The organism is Shimia sp. Alg240-R146, assembly GCF_947331465.1.
Lineage (GTDB): Bacteria > Pseudomonadota > Alphaproteobacteria > Rhodobacterales > Rhodobacteraceae > Shimia.
Genome location: NZ_CAMZOK010000003.1, coordinates 624,019 through 643,337 on the forward strand (window position 1 = coordinate 624,019; position 19,319 = coordinate 643,337).

21 protein-coding genes are annotated in these 19,319 nt (G+C 59.1%); 8 read left to right on the plus strand and 13 right to left on the minus strand.

The annotated features are described in order from the left end of the window. Positions 1-178: 178 nt before the first annotated feature. From PG871_RS18690 to PG871_RS18710, 5 genes are all read left to right on the plus strand, one after another. Positions 179-949, plus strand: a complete 771-nt coding sequence (locus tag PG871_RS18690; protein WP_270732302.1) for a DUF6478 family protein — start codon at positions 179-181, stop codon at positions 947-949. A 21-nt stretch (positions 950-970) separates the two neighbouring features. Continuing rightward, positions 971-1,348 carry a hypothetical protein gene (locus PG871_RS18695; protein ID WP_270732303.1) on the plus strand — a complete coding sequence of 126 codons (378 nt, stop codon included), beginning with the start codon at positions 971-973 and terminating at the stop codon, positions 1,346-1,348. Positions 1,349-1,356: 8 nt separating this feature from the next. Continuing rightward, positions 1,357-1,665 carry a hypothetical protein gene (locus PG871_RS18700; RefSeq protein WP_270732305.1) on the plus strand — a complete coding sequence of 103 codons (309 nt, stop codon included), beginning with the start codon at positions 1,357-1,359 and terminating at the stop codon, positions 1,663-1,665. 182 nt (positions 1,666-1,847) lie between these two features. Further along, entirely contained in the window at positions 1,848-3,875 is a 2,028-nt protein-coding gene (locus PG871_RS18705; protein WP_270732307.1) for an NADPH-dependent 2,4-dienoyl-CoA reductase, read from the plus strand. Between the two features lie 208 nt (positions 3,876-4,083). Beyond that, entirely contained in the window at positions 4,084-4,989 is a 906-nt protein-coding gene (locus PG871_RS18710) for a LysR family transcriptional regulator (protein WP_270732308.1), read from the plus strand. Positions 4,990-5,107: 118 nt separating this feature from the next. Here the strand turns inward: PG871_RS18710 and PG871_RS18715 are convergent, their stop codons facing one another. Genes PG871_RS18715 through PG871_RS18730 form a run of 4 tightly spaced genes read right to left on the minus strand, consistent with a single transcriptional unit; the run spans position 5,108 to position 8,075 of the window. Continuing rightward, positions 5,108-6,049 carry an OmpA family protein gene (locus PG871_RS18715; protein ID WP_270732309.1) on the minus strand — a complete coding sequence of 314 codons (942 nt, stop codon included), beginning with the start codon at positions 6,047-6,049 and terminating at the stop codon, positions 5,108-5,110. Beyond that, complete coding sequence (locus tag PG871_RS18720; protein ID WP_270732310.1) at positions 6,046-6,618, minus strand: peroxidase-related enzyme; 573 nt, start codon at positions 6,616-6,618, stop codon at positions 6,046-6,048. Before PG871_RS18720 ends, PG871_RS18715 begins: the two co-directional genes overlap by 4 nt. 12 nt (positions 6,619-6,630) lie before the next feature. Continuing rightward, entirely contained in the window at positions 6,631-7,359 is a 729-nt protein-coding gene (locus PG871_RS18725; protein WP_270732312.1) for a GNAT family N-acetyltransferase, read from the minus strand. Next, positions 7,356-8,075 carry a competence/damage-inducible protein A gene (locus PG871_RS18730; protein ID WP_270732313.1) on the minus strand — a complete coding sequence of 240 codons (720 nt, stop codon included), beginning with the start codon at positions 8,073-8,075 and terminating at the stop codon, positions 7,356-7,358. The genes PG871_RS18725 and PG871_RS18730 overlap by 4 nt, the downstream gene beginning before the upstream one ends. Before the next feature lie 60 nt (positions 8,076-8,135). Here PG871_RS18730 and sfsA point away from each other — a divergent pair, with 60 nt between their 5' ends. Together sfsA and map are read left to right on the plus strand one after the other, a co-directional pair. After that, positions 8,136-8,846, plus strand: a complete 711-nt coding sequence (gene sfsA / locus PG871_RS18735; RefSeq protein ID WP_270732315.1) for a DNA/RNA nuclease SfsA — start codon at positions 8,136-8,138, stop codon at positions 8,844-8,846. A 243-nt stretch (positions 8,847-9,089) separates the two neighbouring features. Further along, complete coding sequence (gene map / locus PG871_RS18740; RefSeq protein ID WP_270732316.1) at positions 9,090-9,956, plus strand: type I methionyl aminopeptidase; 867 nt, start codon at positions 9,090-9,092, stop codon at positions 9,954-9,956. Between the two features lie 169 nt (positions 9,957-10,125). Here the strand turns inward: map and PG871_RS18745 are convergent, their stop codons facing one another. The 3 genes from PG871_RS18745 to PG871_RS18755 form a co-directional block, all read right to left on the minus strand. Beyond that, positions 10,126-10,650, minus strand: a complete 525-nt coding sequence (locus PG871_RS18745) for a hypothetical protein (protein WP_270732317.1) — start codon at positions 10,648-10,650, stop codon at positions 10,126-10,128. Positions 10,651-10,848: 198 nt separating this feature from the next. Continuing rightward, positions 10,849-11,412 carry a 16S rRNA (guanine(966)-N(2))-methyltransferase RsmD gene (rsmD, locus tag PG871_RS18750; protein WP_270732321.1) on the minus strand — a complete coding sequence of 188 codons (564 nt, stop codon included), beginning with the start codon at positions 11,410-11,412 and terminating at the stop codon, positions 10,849-10,851. Positions 11,413-11,421: 9 nt separating this feature from the next. Then, positions 11,422-12,630 (minus strand): NAD(P)/FAD-dependent oxidoreductase, encoded by a 1,209-nt coding sequence (locus PG871_RS18755; protein ID WP_270732323.1) that lies wholly within the window; start codon positions 12,628-12,630, stop codon positions 11,422-11,424. 86 nt (positions 12,631-12,716) lie between these two features. On the opposite strand from PG871_RS18755, the gene PG871_RS18760 reads away from it, so the two are divergent. Next, positions 12,717-13,205, plus strand: a complete 489-nt coding sequence (locus tag PG871_RS18760; RefSeq protein ID WP_270732324.1) for a peroxiredoxin — start codon at positions 12,717-12,719, stop codon at positions 13,203-13,205. Positions 13,206-13,236: 31 nt separating this feature from the next. Here PG871_RS18760 and PG871_RS18765 read toward each other — a convergent pair whose 3' ends face one another. From PG871_RS18765 to PG871_RS18790, 6 genes are all read right to left on the minus strand, one after another. Next, on the minus strand, positions 13,237-13,536 hold the full coding sequence (locus tag PG871_RS18765; RefSeq protein WP_270732325.1) for a 4a-hydroxytetrahydrobiopterin dehydratase: 300 nt from the start codon (positions 13,534-13,536) through the stop codon (positions 13,237-13,239). Next, positions 13,533-14,720 (minus strand): GNAT family N-acetyltransferase, encoded by a 1,188-nt coding sequence (locus tag PG871_RS18770; RefSeq protein ID WP_270732327.1) that lies wholly within the window; start codon positions 14,718-14,720, stop codon positions 13,533-13,535. Before PG871_RS18770 ends, PG871_RS18765 begins: the two co-directional genes overlap by 4 nt. A 63-nt stretch (positions 14,721-14,783) precedes the next feature. Beyond that, positions 14,784-15,554, minus strand: a complete 771-nt coding sequence (locus tag PG871_RS18775; RefSeq protein ID WP_270732329.1) for a glycerophosphodiester phosphodiesterase family protein — start codon at positions 15,552-15,554, stop codon at positions 14,784-14,786. 9 nt (positions 15,555-15,563) lie between these two features. Beyond that, positions 15,564-16,025 (minus strand): RidA family protein, encoded by a 462-nt coding sequence (locus PG871_RS18780; protein WP_270732330.1) that lies wholly within the window; start codon positions 16,023-16,025, stop codon positions 15,564-15,566. Between the two features lie 76 nt (positions 16,026-16,101). Beyond that, complete coding sequence (locus PG871_RS18785; RefSeq protein WP_270732332.1) at positions 16,102-17,418, minus strand: HlyD family type I secretion periplasmic adaptor subunit; 1,317 nt, start codon at positions 17,416-17,418, stop codon at positions 16,102-16,104. Next, a complete protein-coding gene (locus tag PG871_RS18790; protein WP_270732335.1) occupies positions 17,415-19,148 on the minus strand; it encodes a type I secretion system permease/ATPase in 1,734 nt (577 codons plus the stop codon). Before PG871_RS18790 ends, PG871_RS18785 begins: the two co-directional genes overlap by 4 nt. Positions 19,149-19,319 lie beyond the last annotated feature (171 nt).

Consider the following 19,319-nt stretch of genomic DNA (forward strand, 5'->3'; position numbering starts at 1 on the left):
CTAGGCGATTGCGACGGGTCTGCCTACCGCTCCGTGCGGTCATTCGGAAAATTTTTCTGCGCTTAACGCGGTTTAAGTGCAATGCAGGTTTGTCTCACGACATCCATTTGGGTAGACAGGTAAAAACGAAGGCCGGATTGTTTCGCCTTCGGAAACAATTGAGGACACGCGAAACAGCATGGCGCGCACGAGCGGATTGATTGAACGCATTTATCAATGGGGGCAAGCCCGCTATTGGGCCAAGAACGCGCGTAAGGCCGCCCTGACCGAACTGCCCGCTCTGCGTGTACAGCGTCGCCGCGCCCGAGGATTGCGCCAGCATTTGGATACGTTGATCTCGGTGAGCGAAAGCCGTCTGGCGCTGCCAATCATCGGCTCTAACGCCTTTCCCAAACCCCACGGCACCGACTGGTCATGGCGGCCCGCCCTCTGGCGGGAACCGATCCCGGTCAAAGGCCGCGCCGCAGTGGAGAACAAGGAAAAGCTCGGCGAAGAGGTCACGCTGTTTCACGATTGCCGAATTTCCGAACTGACCCTGCGCCAGCTCAGGAACACCCGCGAAAAAGACCTCGCCCCTTTTGGCCTACGCATGGACGTTTTCCGCTTTGACGGCTCGTTTCTGTCTCTGGTCGTGGACATGCCGATCGAAAGTGTTGAAGGCTTGCTGCGCAGCCACGTTATCCGCATGGACACCATCGTCGAGATGGAAAAGCCGCTGGAAATCTTTGCCCGCCTCAACATCCGCCACGGTCCCAACACCGAACAAATCGTGCGCGAGTTGCCGCTTCAGGCCGAAGACATCCGCGTGGAGTTTGACCTCGCCTATTCCAACCTCAACGAAAAGCGGGTCGAAAAGATGTGGATCGACCTGATTTTTGAGGGCCCCGAAATGAACCAGGTCATCTTGCGGGACCTGACCTTTAGCCGCCGCCCCCGCGCCGAATTTTGACGCAGCCTTAGGAGTCTGAGTATGAGCCAATTGATCCTGACCAAGACCCGGCTGTTTGAAGGCAACTGGGAAGGCGTGCTGCACTATGAAGGCGGCACCGGACCGGAGCCCGCTGTCGAGGTGACATATCTTGAGAAAGCCGTCCCCGGCGTGGCACTGAGCGCGGCAGGGGACGATGGCAAATGGGCGCTGCGCATCCCGCTGCCGCCCGAAAGCCTGTCCGATGGCACCCATACCATTCTGATCGAAAACGCTGGCAACGGCGAGCGGCTGGAAAAGATCACCTTCATCGCCGGCGAGGCGCTTGCGGACGATTTGCGGGCGGAAATCGATCTGTTGCGCGCCGAACTCGACATGCTCAAACGGGCGTTCCGCCGCCACTGCGTCGAAACCATGTGAGGGGGGCGATGATCACCGAGATTGTCAGCTTTGACTTACCGGCGGACATGCCACGCGACACTGTGCTCGCCCTCTTTGAGAAAACCGTCGCGCGTTGGCAGGATTATCCGGACCTGATCCGCAAACAGTACCTCTATGACCCTGCCACAAACCGTGGCGGCGGCATTTATCTCTGGACCAATCGAGCCGCAGCCGAAGCCGCACACGACAGCGCATGGTGCGACATGGCCGAAACGCTTTACGGCAGCCGCCCGACATTTGCCTATTTCGAAACCCCACTTGTGGTGGACAACCGCGCCTGTGAAATCCTGCGCTGATGACTTAAGCCCGACAACGCAAAGGCGTCGCTTGCGCTTCCACGCGATGAGGTGCCTCCCTTTTTTGTGACGCTGGGTTTCATGACGCGGCGTTCAAGATGACAGAGGTCCCGCTTTACGTTTTGGTAAAGCACAAAGCACTCCGCGCCTTCTTGCGCGCGGGCGCCCCTGAGGAGACACCCATGACCCAATACCCGCATATGCTGGCCCCGCTCGACCTTGGCTTCACCACGCTGAAAAACCGCGTTTTGATGGGATCGATGCACACCGGCCTTGAAGAGACCAAAGACTGGAACCGCGTCGCCGAATTCTATGGCGAACGTGCTCGTGGCGGTGTTGGCCTGATTGTGACCGGCGGCATGGCGCCGTCCAAAGAAGGTGGCGTGTTCCCCGGCGCGGCTGGCTTGTTTAATGACCAAGACATCGCCAACCACAAGATCATCACTGACCGCGTGCACGACGGTGGCGGCAAGATCGCGATGCAAATCCTGCATGCGGGCCGCTATGCCTATGGCCCTGAATGTGTGTCGGCGTCTGCAATCAAATCTCCGATCTCTCCCTTCCCGCCCAAAGAGCTGGACGAAGACGGCATCGAGAAACAAATCCAGGATTTTGTCACTGCCACCGTGCGTGCCCGCGAGGCCGGCTATGACGGCGTCGAAATCATGGGCTCCGAGGGATACTTCCTCAACCAGTTCATCGTCACCCACACCAACAAGCGCGAAGACCGCTGGGGCGGGTCGTATGAAAATCGCATCCGCCTGCCCATCGAAGTGGTGCGCCGCTGCCGCGAGGCCGTAGGCGAGGACTTCATCATCATCTACCGCCTGTCGATGATCGATCTGGTGCCAAATGGCTCGACCCACGAAGAAGTCGTGCAACTGGCACAGGAAGTCGAGAAAGCCGGCGCCACCATCATCAACACCGGCATCGGCTGGCACGAGGCCCGCGTTCCGACCATCGCCACCTCGGTGCCGCGTCGCGCCTTTGCTTGGGTGACCAAAAAGCTAATGGGCAAAGTTGGCATTCCGGTGATTACGTCTAACCGTATCAACACACCCGAAGTGGCCGAAGACGTGTTGGCCGAGGGCTGCGCCGATATGATCTCGATGGCGCGTCCGTTCCTTGCGGATTCCGACTTTGTCAACAAAGCCGCCGAAGGAAAAGGCAACACCATCGCGCCTTGCATCGGCTGTAACCAAGCCTGTCTGGACCACACATTTGGCGGCAAGCTGACGTCTTGTCTGGTCAACCCGCGCGCCTGCCACGAAACCGACCTGCCCATTCTGGCAGCCGAAGACATCAAATCCATCGCCGTCGTCGGTGCAGGCCCCGCTGGTTTGTCCGCCGCCATGACCGCCGCCCAGCGCGGCCACAAGGTCACGCTGATTGATCGTGCCGATAGACTTGGCGGGCAACTGAACGTCGCCAAACAAATCCCCGGCAAAGAAGAATTCTGTGGACTGGTGGACTGGTATGAAGTCATGATCGCCGACCTCGGCATCGACGTGAAACTCAACACCGAAGCCACGGCCAACAGCCTCGCAGGCTATGACGAGGTCATCATCGCCACCGGCATCATGCCCCGCGATCCCAGCATCCCGGGTCAAGACCGCCCCGAGGTTCTGTCTTACCTCGACGTGCTGCGCGACAAGAAGCCCGTAGGTGAGAAAGTCGCCGTTATCGGTGCTGGCGGCATCGGCTTTGACGTGTCGGAGTTCTTGGTACACGAAGGCGAAAGCCTGACCGAGAACCTGCCGGAGTGGATGGTCGAATGGGGCGTGTCTGATCCAGAAGTCCACCGCGGCGGCCTCGCGCCCGAAGGTCCACAACCACATGCAGCGGCCCGTCAGGTCACTTTGATGCAGCGAAAGGCCAAGGCGCTTGGCAAAGGTCTGGGCAAAACCACCGGCTGGATCCACCGCGCCGCGCTCAAGATGAAGAACGTCGAAATGCTTGGCGGCGTGAACTATGAAAGGATCGACGACGATGGTCTGCACATCTCCTTTGGCGAAGCCCGCGAAAACCCGCGGGTTCTGGATGTGGACAATGTGGTGATCTGCGCAGGTCAGCTGTCTGACCGCTCGCTAGCCGACGCGCTTGAGGCCGAAGGGGTGACGTGTCACGTGATCGGCGGCGCCGACGTGGCCGCAGAACTTGATGCCAAACGCGCGATCAATCAAGGCACACGCCTCGCAGCCGCGCTCTGATCGCAAAACTTAAACAACAAGAGGGCGCCAAACACGGCGCCCTTTTTGTTTCTCTCCGCCACCGTTTCCAGCGAAACAATCACTGTTTCTCTGTTTCCCCGCCGCAAACGATCCCCGACAAAATCTAGATATTGTCTGCCCTTTGCCCTCATCCTGCCTGATTTCGACGTCATTCATGGTCCCCAACGACGAGAAAGAGGACGAGTGGATGGACCGCCTGACTGAAATGGAAGCTTTTGCCACCGTGGTGGACCAAGGTGGATTTACGGATGCAGCCCGCAAGATGGGCATTTCCAAATCCGCTGTGTCTAAACACGTCTCAAGCCTTGAGGCCCGCCTTGGTGCCCGCCTGTTGAACCGAACAACACGCCGTGTCAGCCCAACCGAAATTGGTTTGGCCTACTACGACCGTGCCCGCCGCGTTCTGAATGACGCGGGTGAGGCCGACGCGCTGGTTACTTCTATGCAATCCGCACCCTCGGGCCTTCTGCGCATTTCCGTGGCCACCGACTTTGGCGTGAACCACCTATCTCCGGTGTTGGGCGAATTCTTATCCGAATTCCCCGAAATCACCGTGAACATGGTGCTCAACAACCGCTACGTTGAACTGATCTCCGAAGGTTTTGACATGGCGATCCGCATTGGTGAGCTGGAAGACAGCACACTTCGGGCCCGTAAGTTGACTGAGACTACGAAACGTATGATCGCCTCGCCAGCCTATTTCGAAAAATACGGCCGCCCCGAAAAGATCGACGATCTGAACGATCACAAGCTGTTGCACTATTCGAGCCAATCCAACGGCGCCGTTTGGAAACTGACTGCACCCTCGGGTGAAAAACGTCAGGTCCGCACCGCCGGCTGGCTTTCGGTGAACGACGGCCAATCCCTGTTGAACGCAGCTGTGTCCGGTCTTGGCATCGCTTATCTGCCCAGCTTCCTTTATGCGGATGCGCTGGATCAAGGCTTGGTGATGGACGCGATCCCCGAGCTGCCAATGGAGACCCAAGGCATCTATGCGGTTTATCCCCCCGGTCGCTTTACCCAACCCAAAGTGCGCGCCTTCATCGACTTTTTGGTGCACGCCTTTGCCGAAAAGGGCCCCAGCGTCTGGTAAAACACCACGACACCGAAATTCCCTGGCTTTCACCGCGAAAGCACCTGCGACCCGGGTTCCTGCATGACCCGGGTCTTTTTTTGCTCACTTCTGTCCGAAAACCGTTGGGGGGCGCCCCTCACTCGGTATCCAAAAATACCGCTTCAACCCGCCGGTTGGCCGTTCGTCCGGCGTCGGTCTGGTTGGACGCAACCGGCGCCAGATACCCGACACCCTGCGCCTCAAGCTGGGACTTGGGCACACCATGCGCCTCGATCAGCCGCTGCATCACCGCCGCCGCCCGCCTGCGCGAAATCTCGACGTTAACGTCCAGACCGCCCACGGCGTCCGTATGCCCCACCAAAGCAACACGTCGGCCAGCGTCCGCTTTCAGAAATGCCGCCAGATCCTCCAGCGACCGGAACGGCCCCTCACCCAGCTGTGACGATCCTGTTTCAAACTCCAGATCACGCAGGGTTTTGTATCCGGCACTTTCCAACGGATAGGCTTCAGGCGACGCCTGAGGCACGGTCAGCCGCTCCGGCACGGACCCCGGTCGCAGCTTGGGCCGCCCGCGCACCACCTCTATGGAGGGACCAACGTCGATCACCTGCAACATTCCGGCTTCGTCCGTGCGGCTGATCATAATCCCTACCGCGTGCAAACCGTCCTGCGACGATTTTAGCGCGGACAAAAACACATAGTCGGACAAATCGACAAACATCAGGGGTGGCAGCAAGACCTCGACATCAAACCGGAAATCAAACCCGCCGCAGGCTGCCGCATCGCAGGAAAACAAGATGTCATAGTCTTCCTTAAGCAACTGCGAGGCCAGATTGGACGCCAAGGCCGCCGTGCCATCAAACCCGCTGGCGATCCGCCAGCTGCGCTGCCGCACATCACCCGGCACCCGGTCCACCGGCACCGCCCCGTCCTCATATGCGCCAGTCGGCAGCGCATAAATCCGCGACACTGCCGGCTCATTTGCCACCACTTGCGCGCCATCCGGCAACGCAGGTTCAAACGCCGCCGCAGGCAGCCCGACCCCAAGGGCCAGTGCTATGGCGACGCGCCGTATCATCGCGCGAGCGCGTGGTACTCGTCATTGGGCCGCATGTCGGTCGCCGAGGCGACACGGTTAGACATGTTGTAAAACCCGGCCACATTGGCAATGTCCCAAATATCGCGATCCGAAAACCCGACATCGCGCAGCCCTTGGCGGTCGGCCTCTTCGATGGTGTAGCTCGCCATGGTCATTTTCTCGGAGAACAAAAGCATCGCTCGTTGCCGCGCATCCAAATCGGCCACACGCCAGTTCATCACCATCATCTCACCCAGCATCGGATCATTTGACAGCTGCCGCACAGCGGCGCCATGCGCTACAAGGCAGTAGAAACACTTGTTGATCGAGCTCACGGCCACCGCGATCATCTCACGTTCCAGCTTGCTCAACCCGCTCTCGCCCAGCATCAGGTCGTTATAAAGCGCCGTGAACGCGTTCAGCTTTTCGACGTGAATCGCATAAGCCTGAAGCACATTGGGCACCATGCCCAACTTTTCCTGACAGATCTCGAAGTAGCGCTGCGTTTCCGGTGGCAGCGGGTCCGCCATCGGAATGTCCAAAGCCGTTGGTTTGCCCTGTGTCGACATGAGTTCTCCTCCTCAATCCGTCGTCTTTTGTCTGTAATGATACTGTCCCACAACCGTCATGCCGAGGGAAGCATAGAGCCCGTTAGCTCCGTCATTGGCTTGGGTGCAAATCACAGAAAGCGTATGCCCGCCCTGATCCAGCACCCAAAAAGCAGCGCGGCGCATCAAAAACCGCCCGACGCCCTGGCGACGTTGAAACGGCAAAATCTCAACCGCGTGCACCATGCCGATACCTTTGTACATCGCCAGAAAAGACGTGCCCGCGGGCTTGTCGTTCCATCGTGACACAAAACCGGTCTTGGGTCCCTTGGCGCGCTTCATCACATTGATCCGCGCAGGACCAATGCCGCCCGATGCCCAAATCTCTTCCATAATCTTCAGAGGTTCCCACCCCGGAATGGCCGCAGTGCGCGGCGGGCGTTCGGTGGCGATGTCAGCAGCAGGTGCCGCGTAGATATTCACCGGATCAATCACGCCATAGCCTCTTTCGGCCAATGCGGCATCCAGCGCGGCGTCCCCGTCACGGATCATGAACAGCCTGCCTTGTCCCAATGCCTCCATCGCCGCCTCAGCGGCATCAAGTTCAGCCTCGTCAAAATCCCCGTTGACGGTCGCAGCCTCAACACGCTTGCCGCCGCCTTGCCCGTCACGGATGGTAAATCGCCCCACATCAAAGCGCTCCGCAGGCGGCCAGGTTGCTTCGGTCACGTCATACAACGTCTGCACCGTGGGCAAGTTCATGCAAACATCCCCGCAAGTTTGGTGATCGCCGCATCAACCCGCGCGCCGTCCGTGCCGCGAATGACAATGTTGGCCCCAAACGCACCGTTTTTCTGGAAAGGGTAAGACCCAATCGACAGGTCGGAAAATTCCGCGGCCAACTCGGCCAACGGTCCGGCGATATCACCTTCGCCGCGATCAATCCGCAAGGTCTGGCTCAACAGCGGCGCGCCGCCTGTGAGGGTCGGCAAAACGCTTGCCACCATCGCTTGAAACACCATCGGCACCCCTGCCATCACATGCACATTTTCCACGGTAAATCCCGGCGCAACCGACACCGGATTGTCAATCAACGTGGCGTGCTCGGGAATGCGCGCCATGCGTTGACGCGCGGCGTTGAACTCCTGCCCGCTGGCATCGTAATGCGCCTGCAACAAAGCGGCCGCATCAGCGCGCACATCAATGCTCTGACCAAAGGCCTCAGCGACACAATCCGCCGTAATATCATCATGCGTTGGCCCGATCCCGCCCGAGGTGAACACGGTGTCATACCCTGCGCTCAGCGCTTGCAAAGCCGCCACAATCTGCGGCGTATCATCTGCCACAATCCGCACTTCACTCAGGCTGATCCCCAGCTTGGTCAATTCGCCCGCGAGGAAATGCATATTCGCATCCCGCGTGCGGCCAGACAGGATTTCATCGCCAATCACCAACATCGCCGCCGTCGGATTTGCCATAGCACCGTCTCCCGTTTCCATAGCTTGCCAGAGGATAGCGCCATCTATACGTCTGAGGCCATGCGATTTTCCACCCCCCTTGTGCCCGCCGTGCTGATCCGCCGCTACAAACGCTTCCTTGCGGACGCCCGTCTTGCAGATGGCTCCGAGATCACCGCCCACTGCGCCAACCCCGGCTCGATGATGGGACTGGCAGAGCCGGGCATGAAAATCTGGCTAGAGCCCAATGATGATCCCAAGAAAAAGCTCAACTTCGGCTGGCGTTTGGTGGACCACGAAAACGGCCATTTCACCGGCGTCGATACCTCGGTGCCCAACCGCGCCCTCAAAGGCGCGCTGCTAAACCGTGAGGTCGCGCGTCTTGCCGATTACGCGATGGTGCGCCCCGAAGTGAAATACGGTGAAAACAGCCGCATCGATTTCCTAATGACGGATGACGGCAAACCGGATCTCTACGTCGAGGTCAAATCCGTCACACTCATGCGCCAGCAGGGCCTTGCCGAGTTCCCCGACAGCGTCACCACCCGCGGCGCAAAACACTTGACCGAGTTGCGAAACATGGTTGCCCAAGGCCATCGCGCGATGATGCTCTATCTTGTGCAGCGCACCGATGCGAACACTGTCACGCTCGCCGAAGACATCGATCCCAAATATGCCTCCGCATTTGACGCCGCAGTGGCAGCGGGTGTCGAAGTGATGGCGCTCAGCTGCAGCATCACACCCACCGCCATCGAAGTCGGCGACCTTTTGCCGTTCAAACGTCACCTCTGATGCCCACGTCCTTCCGCCCCTTTGCCTCCTCAGCAAGCTGCGTTTCAAAGCGTTGGGCGTGGCTCAAACCTGCGGTTTGAGCCTAAAATCGCCCGCCATCTTCCTTTTGCTCCAAATATCCTGGGGGAGTCACAAACCCTGTTTGTGACGGGGGCAACGCCCCCGATGTGCACGACCTCTGGTTCTTTGTGCAAAGAGCCCTTAAATAGCCCCAAACGCAGTCTTTCTACGGAGCACCACAAGATGATCGGCAAGGCCCGCCAAACCAAGGACGGCATCCGCATCCACGATTCTTCCGACTTCGCTGGCATGCACGCCGCCGGAGCGCTGACCGCGCGCATTCTGGATGACATCGCTGACCATGTCTTTCCGGGGCAAACCACCCGCGAACTCGACCGGATCATCGAAGAAATGGTCGACGCCGCCGGCGCCAAGTCCGCCACCATCGGCTATCGCGGGTATGAACACGCCAGCTGTATTTCGGTGAACCACGTGGTCTGCCACGGCATTCCCGGCGCGCCGATTCCCAAAAGTGGCAGCGAAACCGTCTCCAAAGACTTTGAAAAACGCCGCACCAACGACACCCTTCAGGATGGCGATATCCTGAACATCGATGTGACCGTGATTGTTGACGGATGGTTCGGCGACAGCAGCCGTATGTACATTGCCGGAACCCCGTCAAAACACGCAACAAAGCTGATTGATGTCACCCATGACGCGCTCATGAAGGGCATCGAAGCGGTCAAGCCCGGCAACACATTCGGCGATATCGGCCACGCCATCCAAAGTTTTGCCGAAAGCCACAAGATGTCCGTCGTGCGCGATTTCTGCGGCCACGGTTTGGGTCAGGTGTTTCACTCAAAACCCAACGTGCTGCACTATGGCAAACCCGGCACGCAGGCCGTGCTCGAAGAGGGCATGTTCTTCACCATTGAGCCGATGATCAACCTTGGCAGACCCGAAACCTTCGTGCTTGCGGATGACTGGACTGCGGTCACGCGTGACAAAAAGCTGTCTGCCCAGTTTGAACACTCCATCGGCGTGACTGCGACCGGATTTGAGATTTTCACCCTTTCGCCAACCGGCGCGTTTCACCCGACCCGCAGCTGACCCAACCAGTTTCAATCGCCAAAGACCGGCGCTGCCAATGGCGGCGCCGATGCCCATGATCGAAGCCCTGTCACTAAAGTGAAAATGCGGCGCGTCGGAAATGTCTGCGTGTATTTTGGGTGCCCTCAGAGAGTTCCGGCACCCCGGTCTGCGTGAATGCGCGGATCTGTTAGGCCGCTTGGTAGTGATACGAAATGCCCGCGTTGGACTCTTGTTGCATCGCCGCACCGGCGATCTCGCCCGTTTTGGCAGTGCCCGGGAAGCCTGGCAGATTGTAAAATGCCGGAGACGCCTCAGCAATATTGAAAACGATGTACTCACCCGTGTCCGGGTTCACCAAGGCAATCGCGCCTTCAATCCGCTCATCCTGAGCCCCCGCACAAAGCGCGTTTTGTCCGATCTCGACCTCGCTGGCAACGTGTTCCCAATACTTGTCCTGACTCAGCTCTGTCACCACCCAAAGCGGCTCATTTGGCGCCAAAAACGTGGCTTTCGCAAATTCATGTGCCAGCCCGTTTTGCCCAAGAACAAGTCCACTCGAGCCTGTGGACACGGCCCACACTTGCCAACCGGAAAGGTCTTTTAAATCGGCGCCTGTGTTCTGAAACGAAACAAATTCGTCCCCGCCTTGCGCGGCACCAGTGGTCTGGGCGTTGATTTGTTTAAACGTAATGCCTTCGAGATTAATTGCCATATGGGATGCTCCGAAAATAAATCCGTTAACAAAAAACATAAAAACACGGCGTTAACGGACACCTAACGCAAACACTCCAAATCGAAGGCGCGCGCAACCAACACCCCGATTTCCTAAAAATTTAGTCATTCTTCCGCGCAACATGCACTTCACGGCGCAAGAATCCGCCCATTCAAACTCTCGCCCACAGCGGCGGCACTATTGGCTCGGCTCCAAAAAGGTCACATGCGTGTCGCCATAGCGTCTCTGATCCAACATTGAAAATCCGATTGGCGCCTGCTTTGGGGCACTTTCTTCCCAAACGATCAGCGCCGCGTCGTCTATCCAGCCGCTCTTGGATGCGGCCGCAAGTGCTGTTTCCCCCAATCCTTTGCCATAGGGCGGATCAAGAAAGATCAGATCAAACGGCGCCTCTGTGTTCACCGGCAACCGCGTCGCATCCGCCGAGATCAATCGCGTCGACGCCTTGGCCTGCGTGATGCGGATGTTTTCGCGGATCAACTGACCCGATTTGCGCCCGTCATCAACAAAACACACCTCAGAAGCACCGCGTGATAACGCCTCAAGCCCCAACGCACCGGTGCCTGCAAACAGGTCCAGCACCCGCGCGTCGGCAATTGGGTCGCCAAACTTGCCCCCCAAAAGAACATTGAACAGGCTTTCGCGCACGCGATCGGTTGTGGGTCGCAAATGCGCACCCGCGTCGCCTTTGCCAACGCTCGCCAGCGCCACCCCACGAAACTCTCCGGCAATGATCCGCATCGCGGCTCCTTACATGCGCATCAGCGCCTTGAGGTCAGTTTCAGGATCTGAAATCGCGGTCGAATCCGGTGATTTTCCACCTTCGATCAAGCGCTTACCCACCATGTAGTCGCGTGGAGCGTTCATTGCATCCACCGCCAGCAACACATCGCCAAGGTAATACCAGAACGACACCGATCCGCCGTCGCCGTCGCGGCGTACGACGTGGTCGTAACCAGTGTTCAGACCGGCGATTTGCAATTTCACATCATACTGATCCGACCAAAACCACGGTCTGGCGACATAGTCCTTGCCCACCCCCATGATGTTTTCCGCCACCACTTCGGCCTGATCAATCGCGTTGGGTACACTCTCCAACCGGATGCGGGTGCCGCGATACGGGAAAGACGCGCAATCTCCCGCGGCCCAGATATTCGGATCAGAAGTCCGCCCCTGCGCGTCGGTCTTGATACCGTTTTCAATCTCAAGCCCGGCGGCTTCTGCGAGAGCTGTCGCTGGCCCGATGCCGACGCCAACAATCACAAAATCCACGTCCAGACTGCGCCCGTCACTCAGCTCGGCACCACCCACGCGATTCACACCCGTCAGCCGTTCAAGCCCCACGCCTTCGATGATCTCGACACCATGCGCGCAGTGCAAGTCGCGAAAATAGCCGCTGGTTTCCGGCGCTGCGACCCGTTGCAGGATGCGATCCGCCATTTCTACCAACGTCACCTTGAGTCCCTTGGACGCGGCCACTGCCGCTGCCTCCAACCCGATGTAGCCGCCGCCCACGATCAGTACGCTGTGCCCCTCGGAAAACTCGGGCGCCATGCCGTCTACGTCCGCCAACGTCCGCACCACGTGCACGCCCTCAAGCGCGCCACCGATCGCCGCTGGCAACCGCCGTGGCACCGATCCGGTGGCCAGCACCAGCGAGTCATAGGAAACCTGCTGCCCGCCCGCGATCACCACTTTGTCCGCGCGGTCAATTGCCGTCACCGTTTCATTCAAATGCAGGTCGATGGCGTTTTCGCCATAGTAACTCTCGGGTCGCAGATAAAGCCGTTCGACGTCCATCTCCCCCAACAGGTATTTCTTGGACAAGGGAGGGCGCTGATAAGGCGGCACGTGTTCTTCACCAATCAAGGTGATCTTGCCGCTGAACCCACCTGAACGCAGCTTTGCAACACAAGACGCTCCGGCCTGTCCGGCCCCAATCACAACCACGTGCGTCACGTCACTCTCCCTCGAAATGATTTGCGTTGACCGCCCACGAGCCTATATCGCGGACTTAGGGAAACGCAATCGGAGAGAGACATTTCATGACCATTTCTATTGGTGAAAAACTGCCCGCGGGCACCCTGATGAAAATCGGCGCCGAAGGACCGGAGCCTGTGGACGTGTCCGCGCTGACAAAGGGGCGCAAAGTGGTGATCTTTGGTCTGCCCGGCGCCTTCACTGGCACCTGTTCAACCGCCCACCTGCCGAGCTTCATGCGCACGGCTGATGACTTCAAAGCCAAAGGCGTGGACGAGATCATCTGCCTGTCGGTCAACGACCCATTCGTGATGGATGCTTGGGACAAGGCGCACGCCGCATCCGATGCCGGTGTCACCATGCTGACCGACCCTGTTGGCGACCTAACAGTCGCTATGGGCCTTGAGTTCAATGCGCCCGCGATTGGTTTCGTAAACCGCTCTCGTCGCTACTCAGCCCTGTTTGAGGATGGCGCGCTGAAACTGCTGAACGAAGAAGACGCGCCCGGCACCTGCGAGATTTCCGCTGGCGAAACACTTCTGGCCCAACTCTAAATCTGTAAGGTGCGCGGACTCCGCGCACCTATCACTGTCCGACCAGCCCGTCCATTTTGCGCGCCAGCTTGGCATCCAGCGCCGAAAGCCCGCCCACATCATGCGTGCTCAGCACCACTTCGACGCGGCTGTAGACATTGAACCACTCAGGATGGTGGTTCCATTTTTCCGCCCACATCGCAGCCCGCGTCATCCATCCAAACGCCTCCACAAAACTGGAGAAGCGAAAGGTTTTGGTGATCGCATCGCGACCTTCAACCATTTCCCAGCCGCTCTCAAACAGCGGCCCCAAGACGGCGTCCCGCGCCGCGTCGCTCAATACTTCGCTCATTCGTGGTCCTCCTGTGGCTCGTTGCGAAACGGCCCCCAGCCGGTCAGCACTTCAATCTCTTCGCTGACTGCTGCCCGCTCCGCTTCCAGATAGTTGGCAATCGCCTCACGAAACCCCGCGTCGCGTATCCAATGCAGCGAATGGGTCTCCACCGGCAAGTAGCCGCGCGCCAGCTTGTGTTCACCCTGCGCGCCCGCTTCCACGGTCTTCAATCCATTGGCAATCGCCCAATCAATCGCCTGATAGTAGCACAATTCGAAATGCACGCAGGCATGATGCTCCACACAGCCCCAATACCGCCCATAAAGCGTCTCGCGTCCAATCATGTTCATGGCACCGGCCACGGGCACGCCATCGCGCATTGCAAAAACCATCAGAATGTCGTCGCGCAGGCTGTCATGCGCGATGTCAAAAAACGCCCGCGTCAAATAAGGCGAGCCCCATTTGCGCGCGCCGGTGTCCTGATAAAACTGCCACATCGCGTCCCAGTGTTGGGGCTCAATATCGCCTCCTGTGGCCGCAACAATCTCGCCACCAAACCCCTGGGCGGTGGCGCGTTCCTTGCGGATGTTCTTGCGTTTGCGCGAACTCAGTGCCGACAGAAAATCGTCAAAACTGCCATAGCCGTCATTCACCCAATGAAACTGCTGCCCTGTTCGGTGCAACAGACCCATTTCACGCCCCGCGGCTGCCTCGGCGTCGCTGCAAAACGTGATATGCGCCCCCGATACCTCGTTGTCGGACGCCACCTGCACCATGCCTTGCACCAAGGCCGCTTGCCCCGCAGCCTCAAATCCCGGACGCGTCAGAAACCGCCGTCCCGTTACCGGCGAAAAAGGCACTGCCACCTGTAATTTCGGATAATACCGCCCGCCGGCATTTTCATAGGCATGCGCCCAGTTGTGATCGAATACATATTCGCCCTGACTGTGCGACTTGGCATAAAGCGGCGCCACCGCAATCATATGCCCGTCAGATTTAGCCGTCAGGTATCGCGGCTGCCAGCCCGTGCCCGGCCCGACCGATCCGCTTTCTTCAAGCGCGCTCAGAAACCGATGTGTGGTGAATGGATCATTCGCGCGACCGCCATCCTCGGCTTCGGGACAGGCGCAAGCGTCCCACACTTCCCGCGGGATCGACGCCAGCGAGCTGTGCAATTCGATTTCGATCTGTCCGCCGTCCATATGCGCCTCCCTGCCCTGATACTATCTGGTGCATCTTACGCCTGCATCAAGCGCGCGGATGCATCAGGCCGGTGGAATTGCTGCGAAGTAGCCCTCAAAGGTCACGTTTTCCGCAACCTGCCGCGCAATCGCCTCTTGCTCCGCCGACCGGATGGTCCAACAGAACACATGCGCACCCGTCGCCTTAAGCTCCGCCACACGGGGGCGGTCCAGATCGCTGGCCTGATGGCTGATGAAAGACGCGCCCACGCGGTCGTACTCCGCAATCTGGCGCAACTCATCGCGCACTGCAGGTTTCAGCAATTGCCAATCCTGCGCGGTATAGCCATCGGTCACAATCCCGCGCGGCACATCCGGCGCCACCTCGGCCATTTTGGCCACACTGTGCGGATTGAACGACATGAACGCCAGCGCCCCGTCGTAGCCTGCCACATCCTGCGCCGCCGCCTCTTCGAGCGGGCCGATGTTTGGCCCCATCACCCCATCCTGATCCTTGATCTCGACCAGCACAGGCACCCGCCCCGCCACCAGCGCAAGCACCTCGGCAAATGTGGGAATACCTTCGTCCCCGCCCTTGAGCCGAATCCCGGCCAACTCTGCCGCGGTGCGCTGCTGAACAGCGCCCTTGGCCTCGGCCAACCGCTCAAGCTGATAGTCATGAAACACCATCGCCACGCCGTCGCGGGACAATTGCAGATCGATTTCAATGCCATAGCCATGGTCAATCGCCGCGCGGATCGCCGCACGGCTGTTTTCCGGACGCCCGTCAGTCACATCGTGCAAGGCCCGATGCGCCAATGGCGTCGTGACAAAACGAGGGTCCAATTTGGGCATAGCGCCCCCTTATTTGATCTGGAAGATGCCTTCGATCTCGACAGCAACACCCAAAGGCAGTGCACCGGCAGAGACGGCAGATCGCGAATGACGGCCCTTTTCACCCAGCGCTTCGACAAGGAAATCTGACGCGCCGTTGATGACTTTGGGCTGCTCGGTGTAATCGCCGGTCGAGTTCACAAAGCCTGTCAGCTTGACCACCCGCACCAGACGATCCAGATCGCCACCACAGGCCGCCTTCACAGCGGCCAGCAAGCCAATCGCGCAGGTCTTCGCAGCGACAGCACCGGCGTCGGTTTCAAGGTCGCGCCCCAGTTTTCCAAGGATCAATCCATCGGCATTCTGTGAAATCTGACCAGAGATATAAACGATGTCGCCGACCTGAACGAACGGCACATAGTTGGCGGCAGGTGCCGCCACATCAGGCAGGCTCACACCCAGTTCGGCAAGACGTGTTTCAATAGCACTCATGATTTAGCTCCCATCACGGTTGTCGCGGCGACGCTAATCCGCCACGACCCGTTTTGAAAGCGCAAATCCACCGCGATTAACTCTCGCGGAAGGCCTTCACGAAATAGTCCGACAGCGGCTTGATCAAATACGCCAGCGGTGTGCGGTCCTGCGTGCGCAAATAGGCGTCCACCGGCATGCCGGGGATCAACTCCACATCGGTGGGCAGTTTGGTTTCTTCGCCCTCCGCCAACTCAATCTCGGTGCGATAAAACGACATGCCGGTGCCTTCATCCTGAAACGCATCCGCCGAAATCTGCGTCACGCGCCCAATCAATTCGGGCGTTGTGCGCTGATCAAACGCGGAAAACCGCAGCGTCACGTCTTGGCCTGGATAGACCTGATCGACGTGGATTGTCGGCACTTGTGCTGCCACCACCAGCGGTCGGTCCTGTGGCACCACAAAAAGCACCGGATCGGCTGGCCGGATCACCGATTGCAAGGCAAACACCTGCAAGCCATAGACCACACCTGCCACAGGCGAGCGGATATCAAGCCGGTCAAGCCGCGACAGGATATTCACGCGCTTCTCAATCAGTTCCAACTCGCGATACCGCAGATCACGCAACGTGGTGATCGCTTCTTCGCGCCGCGCCGTCGCCAGCTTCAGCTTTTCGATATCGATCTCGGTGATGCGCCCTTCGGCTTGCGCACGGTTTGCGGTCAACTCACCCACGCGCCCCGCAAGGCCCGCTTCTTCGCGCTGCAATCCCAGCACCCGCGCGGCCTGTGCCAAGCCTTTGTCCAACAGCTGCTGCTGATCCGCCAATTCTTGCTGAATAAGGCTCAATTGCACGCCCATCGCCTGAAGCTGTGCGTCGATACCCTCAATCTGGTTGCCGATCTGCACAACCTGTTTGTTCAGCTGCTCGTTGGCTTGCTTCATCGTATCGCGTCGCGCGTGAAACAAGTTGCGCTGACCGCCGACGATTCCGGCCACATCTCCGTCCTCTGCCGCGGCCTTCAGCAGGTCCAGCTCAAAGGCAATTTCCTCCAACTCGTCACGTTCCGCCTCAAGCCGACCACGACGCGCCATCATTTCCCACAACTGGCTTTCCACCACCGACCGGTCCGATTCCAACAACGAGTCATCCAGCCGGATCAAAAGCTGCCCTTCCTCGACGACGTCACCTTCGTCGACGTTGATTTCCGTGACGATACCGCCGTCGATATGCTGCACCACCTGACGGTTGCGATCTACCTCGACCCGACCCGATGCGATGATCGCACCGGAAATCTCGGTCATCACAGACCAGGCCCCAAATCCGCCCAACAACACCGCCACAGCGAGAACGCCAAAGACCAAAGGCCCGCGCACACCAAACTGGTTCCGCGGCTTACCGGCGCTGCTCATTGCACACCTCCCGGACCGGTGCTGCCTTGGACATCCTGATAATTCTTCAACACGTCTTTCATAACTTCATCCCGTGGGCCAAACGCCCGCCGACCGCCGTTCTCCAGCATCAACAACAGGTCGCATTCTTTGATCGCCGCTGGACGATGCGCCATGATCAGCACGGACCGCCCATCTGCCTTGGCCGCCCTGATCGCATTGTTCAGCGCGTTTGAACCCTCGTTGTCGAGGTTGGAGTTCGGCTCATCAAGCACCATAAACATCGGATCGCCATACATCGCCCGCGCAAGCCCGATCCGTTGGATCTGGCCGCCAGACAACCGCCCGCCATGCGCCGCAACCTGTGTGTCATAGCCGTTTGGCAGCTTCAGGATCATCTCATGTGCATCCGCTTTGCGCGCGGCCGCAACCACCATCTCAGGATCAGGTGCTTCGGCCAGCCGCGCGATGTTTTCCGCGATACTGCCGTCAAACAGTTCAACCCGCTGCGGCAAATACCCAACGTATTTGCCCAGATCGTTGGGATCGTATTGCTCCAGCGCCGCCCCATCCAGCCGCACTTTGCCACCCGCAGGACGCCACACACCGGTCAAAGCCCGCGCCAGCGTTGATTTCCCCGCACCCGACGGCCCAATCACGCCCACGGCTTGACCGGGTTTCAGCTCAAAACTCACCATCCGCAACGTCGCTTGCGATTCTCCCGGTGGCAGAACCGTCAGTTGCTGCACCTCAAGCTTGGCATCCGGCACCGGCAGCTTCGTGCGCTGCGGTTCAGGTGGCACTTCGCTCAGCAGTTCTGCGAGGTTCGTCCAGCCGCGGCGCGCGGACTGCACGACTTGCCACTGGTTCACGGCTTGCTCCACCGGCGCCAAAGCGCGACCCAGCAGGATCGAGCCCGCGATCATTGCACCGGGGCTAACCTCGCCCTTAAGCGCCAGATAGGCCCCAAGCCCCAGCATCGCTGACTGCAGGAACAGTCGGAAGGTCTTGGTCACCGACGAAAACCCGCCCCCACGGTCGGACGCAGCCAAAGTTGCCTGCAACGACCGGTCGCGGGCTTTTTCCCACCTGCCAAACGCCGCCTCACGCATGCCCAGTGCACTGACCATTTCGGCTTCGCCCTGCATCTGTGACGACATCCGGTTGGCCGTATGGCCTGCCATCGCCATCTCTGCCGACAACCGGCGGGTCGAGAACTGGTTGATCACGGTCACCACAATCAGCACACCGCCCCCAACAATCGCCAAAGCGCCCAGCCACGGGTGGAAAACCGCAATCCCCACCAAAAAGACCGGCGTCCACGGCATGTCAAAAACGCTCATCAACACCGGGGACGTCATCAGCCGCTGCACTGATTCCAGATCCGACAGACCGGTTTCCGCCCGCTGCGACGTGCCAAGGGCGGACCGGCGCATCGCCGCGTCAAACACCCGTCGGTCCATTTGCGCCTGAAACCGCGCCCCAACCCGCGCCATCACGCGGCCACGCACAAAATCCAGAATACCCATCATGGCAAACAGGAACGTCGCCAACAAAGCCATCGCAAACAGGGTCTCTTCGGATTGGCTGCCCAACACGCGGTCATAGACCTGCAACATAAACAGTGGTCCGGTCAGCATCAGCAGGTTCACAAACACGCTGAACAAACCCACCGCCCAATACAGCCCCCGGCTTTCCGCCCGTGCGCTGCGCAATTCTTCCAATCCGTTATGCGGGGATCTGGCGTTCATCGATCAATCCTGCGTCTTCTTGCTTTGGCCTGCCACAAAACTATGGCAATCATACCCGAAGGGGCCTTACTGTTTCTAAATGGCCACAGGCGCAACAGAATCTCTGCGCACCATTTTGGTCCATCATGTGTTCGACTAAATGTCCTTGAAGTGTTTACTAATTGAGAATTT

Bases quoted from the DNA above. Each gene is read 5' to 3' on its own strand.
- PG871_RS18690 (WP_270732302.1), top strand. From the start codon at position 179: ATGGCGCGCACGAGCGGATTGATTGAACGCATTTATCAATGGGGGCAA.
- PG871_RS18695 (WP_270732303.1), top strand. From the start codon at position 971: ATGAGCCAATTGATCCTGACCAAGACCCGGCTGTTTGAAGGCAACTGG.
- PG871_RS18700 (WP_270732305.1), top strand. From the start codon at position 1,357: ATGATCACCGAGATTGTCAGCTTTGACTTACCGGCGGACATGCCACGC.
- PG871_RS18705 (WP_270732307.1), top strand. From the start codon at position 1,848: ATGACCCAATACCCGCATATGCTGGCCCCGCTCGACCTTGGCTTCACC.
- PG871_RS18710 (WP_270732308.1), top strand. From the start codon at position 4,084: ATGGACCGCCTGACTGAAATGGAAGCTTTTGCCACCGTGGTGGACCAA.
- PG871_RS18715 (WP_270732309.1), bottom strand. From the start codon at position 6,049: ATGATACGGCGCGTCGCCATAGCACTGGCCCTTGGGGTCGGGCTGCCT.
- PG871_RS18720 (WP_270732310.1), bottom strand. From the start codon at position 6,618: ATGTCGACACAGGGCAAACCAACGGCTTTGGACATTCCGATGGCGGAC.
- PG871_RS18725 (WP_270732312.1), bottom strand. From the start codon at position 7,359: ATGAACTTGCCCACGGTGCAGACGTTGTATGACGTGACCGAAGCAACC.
- PG871_RS18730 (WP_270732313.1), bottom strand. From the start codon at position 8,075: ATGGCAAATCCGACGGCGGCGATGTTGGTGATTGGCGATGAAATCCTG.
- sfsA (WP_270732315.1), top strand. From the start codon at position 8,136: ATGCGATTTTCCACCCCCCTTGTGCCCGCCGTGCTGATCCGCCGCTAC.
- map (WP_270732316.1), top strand. From the start codon at position 9,090: ATGATCGGCAAGGCCCGCCAAACCAAGGACGGCATCCGCATCCACGAT.
- PG871_RS18745 (WP_270732317.1), bottom strand. From the start codon at position 10,650: ATGGCAATTAATCTCGAAGGCATTACGTTTAAACAAATCAACGCCCAG.
- rsmD (WP_270732321.1), bottom strand. From the start codon at position 11,412: ATGCGGATCATTGCCGGAGAGTTTCGTGGGGTGGCGCTGGCGAGCGTT.
- PG871_RS18760 (WP_270732324.1), top strand. From the start codon at position 12,717: ATGACCATTTCTATTGGTGAAAAACTGCCCGCGGGCACCCTGATGAAA.
- PG871_RS18765 (WP_270732325.1), bottom strand. From the start codon at position 13,536: ATGAGCGAAGTATTGAGCGACGCGGCGCGGGACGCCGTCTTGGGGCCG.
- PG871_RS18770 (WP_270732327.1), bottom strand. From the start codon at position 14,720: ATGGACGGCGGACAGATCGAAATCGAATTGCACAGCTCGCTGGCGTCG.
- PG871_RS18775 (WP_270732329.1), bottom strand. From the start codon at position 15,554: ATGCCCAAATTGGACCCTCGTTTTGTCACGACGCCATTGGCGCATCGG.
- PG871_RS18780 (WP_270732330.1), bottom strand. From the start codon at position 16,025: ATGAGTGCTATTGAAACACGTCTTGCCGAACTGGGTGTGAGCCTGCCT.
- PG871_RS18785 (WP_270732332.1), bottom strand. From the start codon at position 17,418: ATGAGCAGCGCCGGTAAGCCGCGGAACCAGTTTGGTGTGCGCGGGCCT.
- PG871_RS18790 (WP_270732335.1), bottom strand. From the start codon at position 19,148: ATGAACGCCAGATCCCCGCATAACGGATTGGAAGAATTGCGCAGCGCA.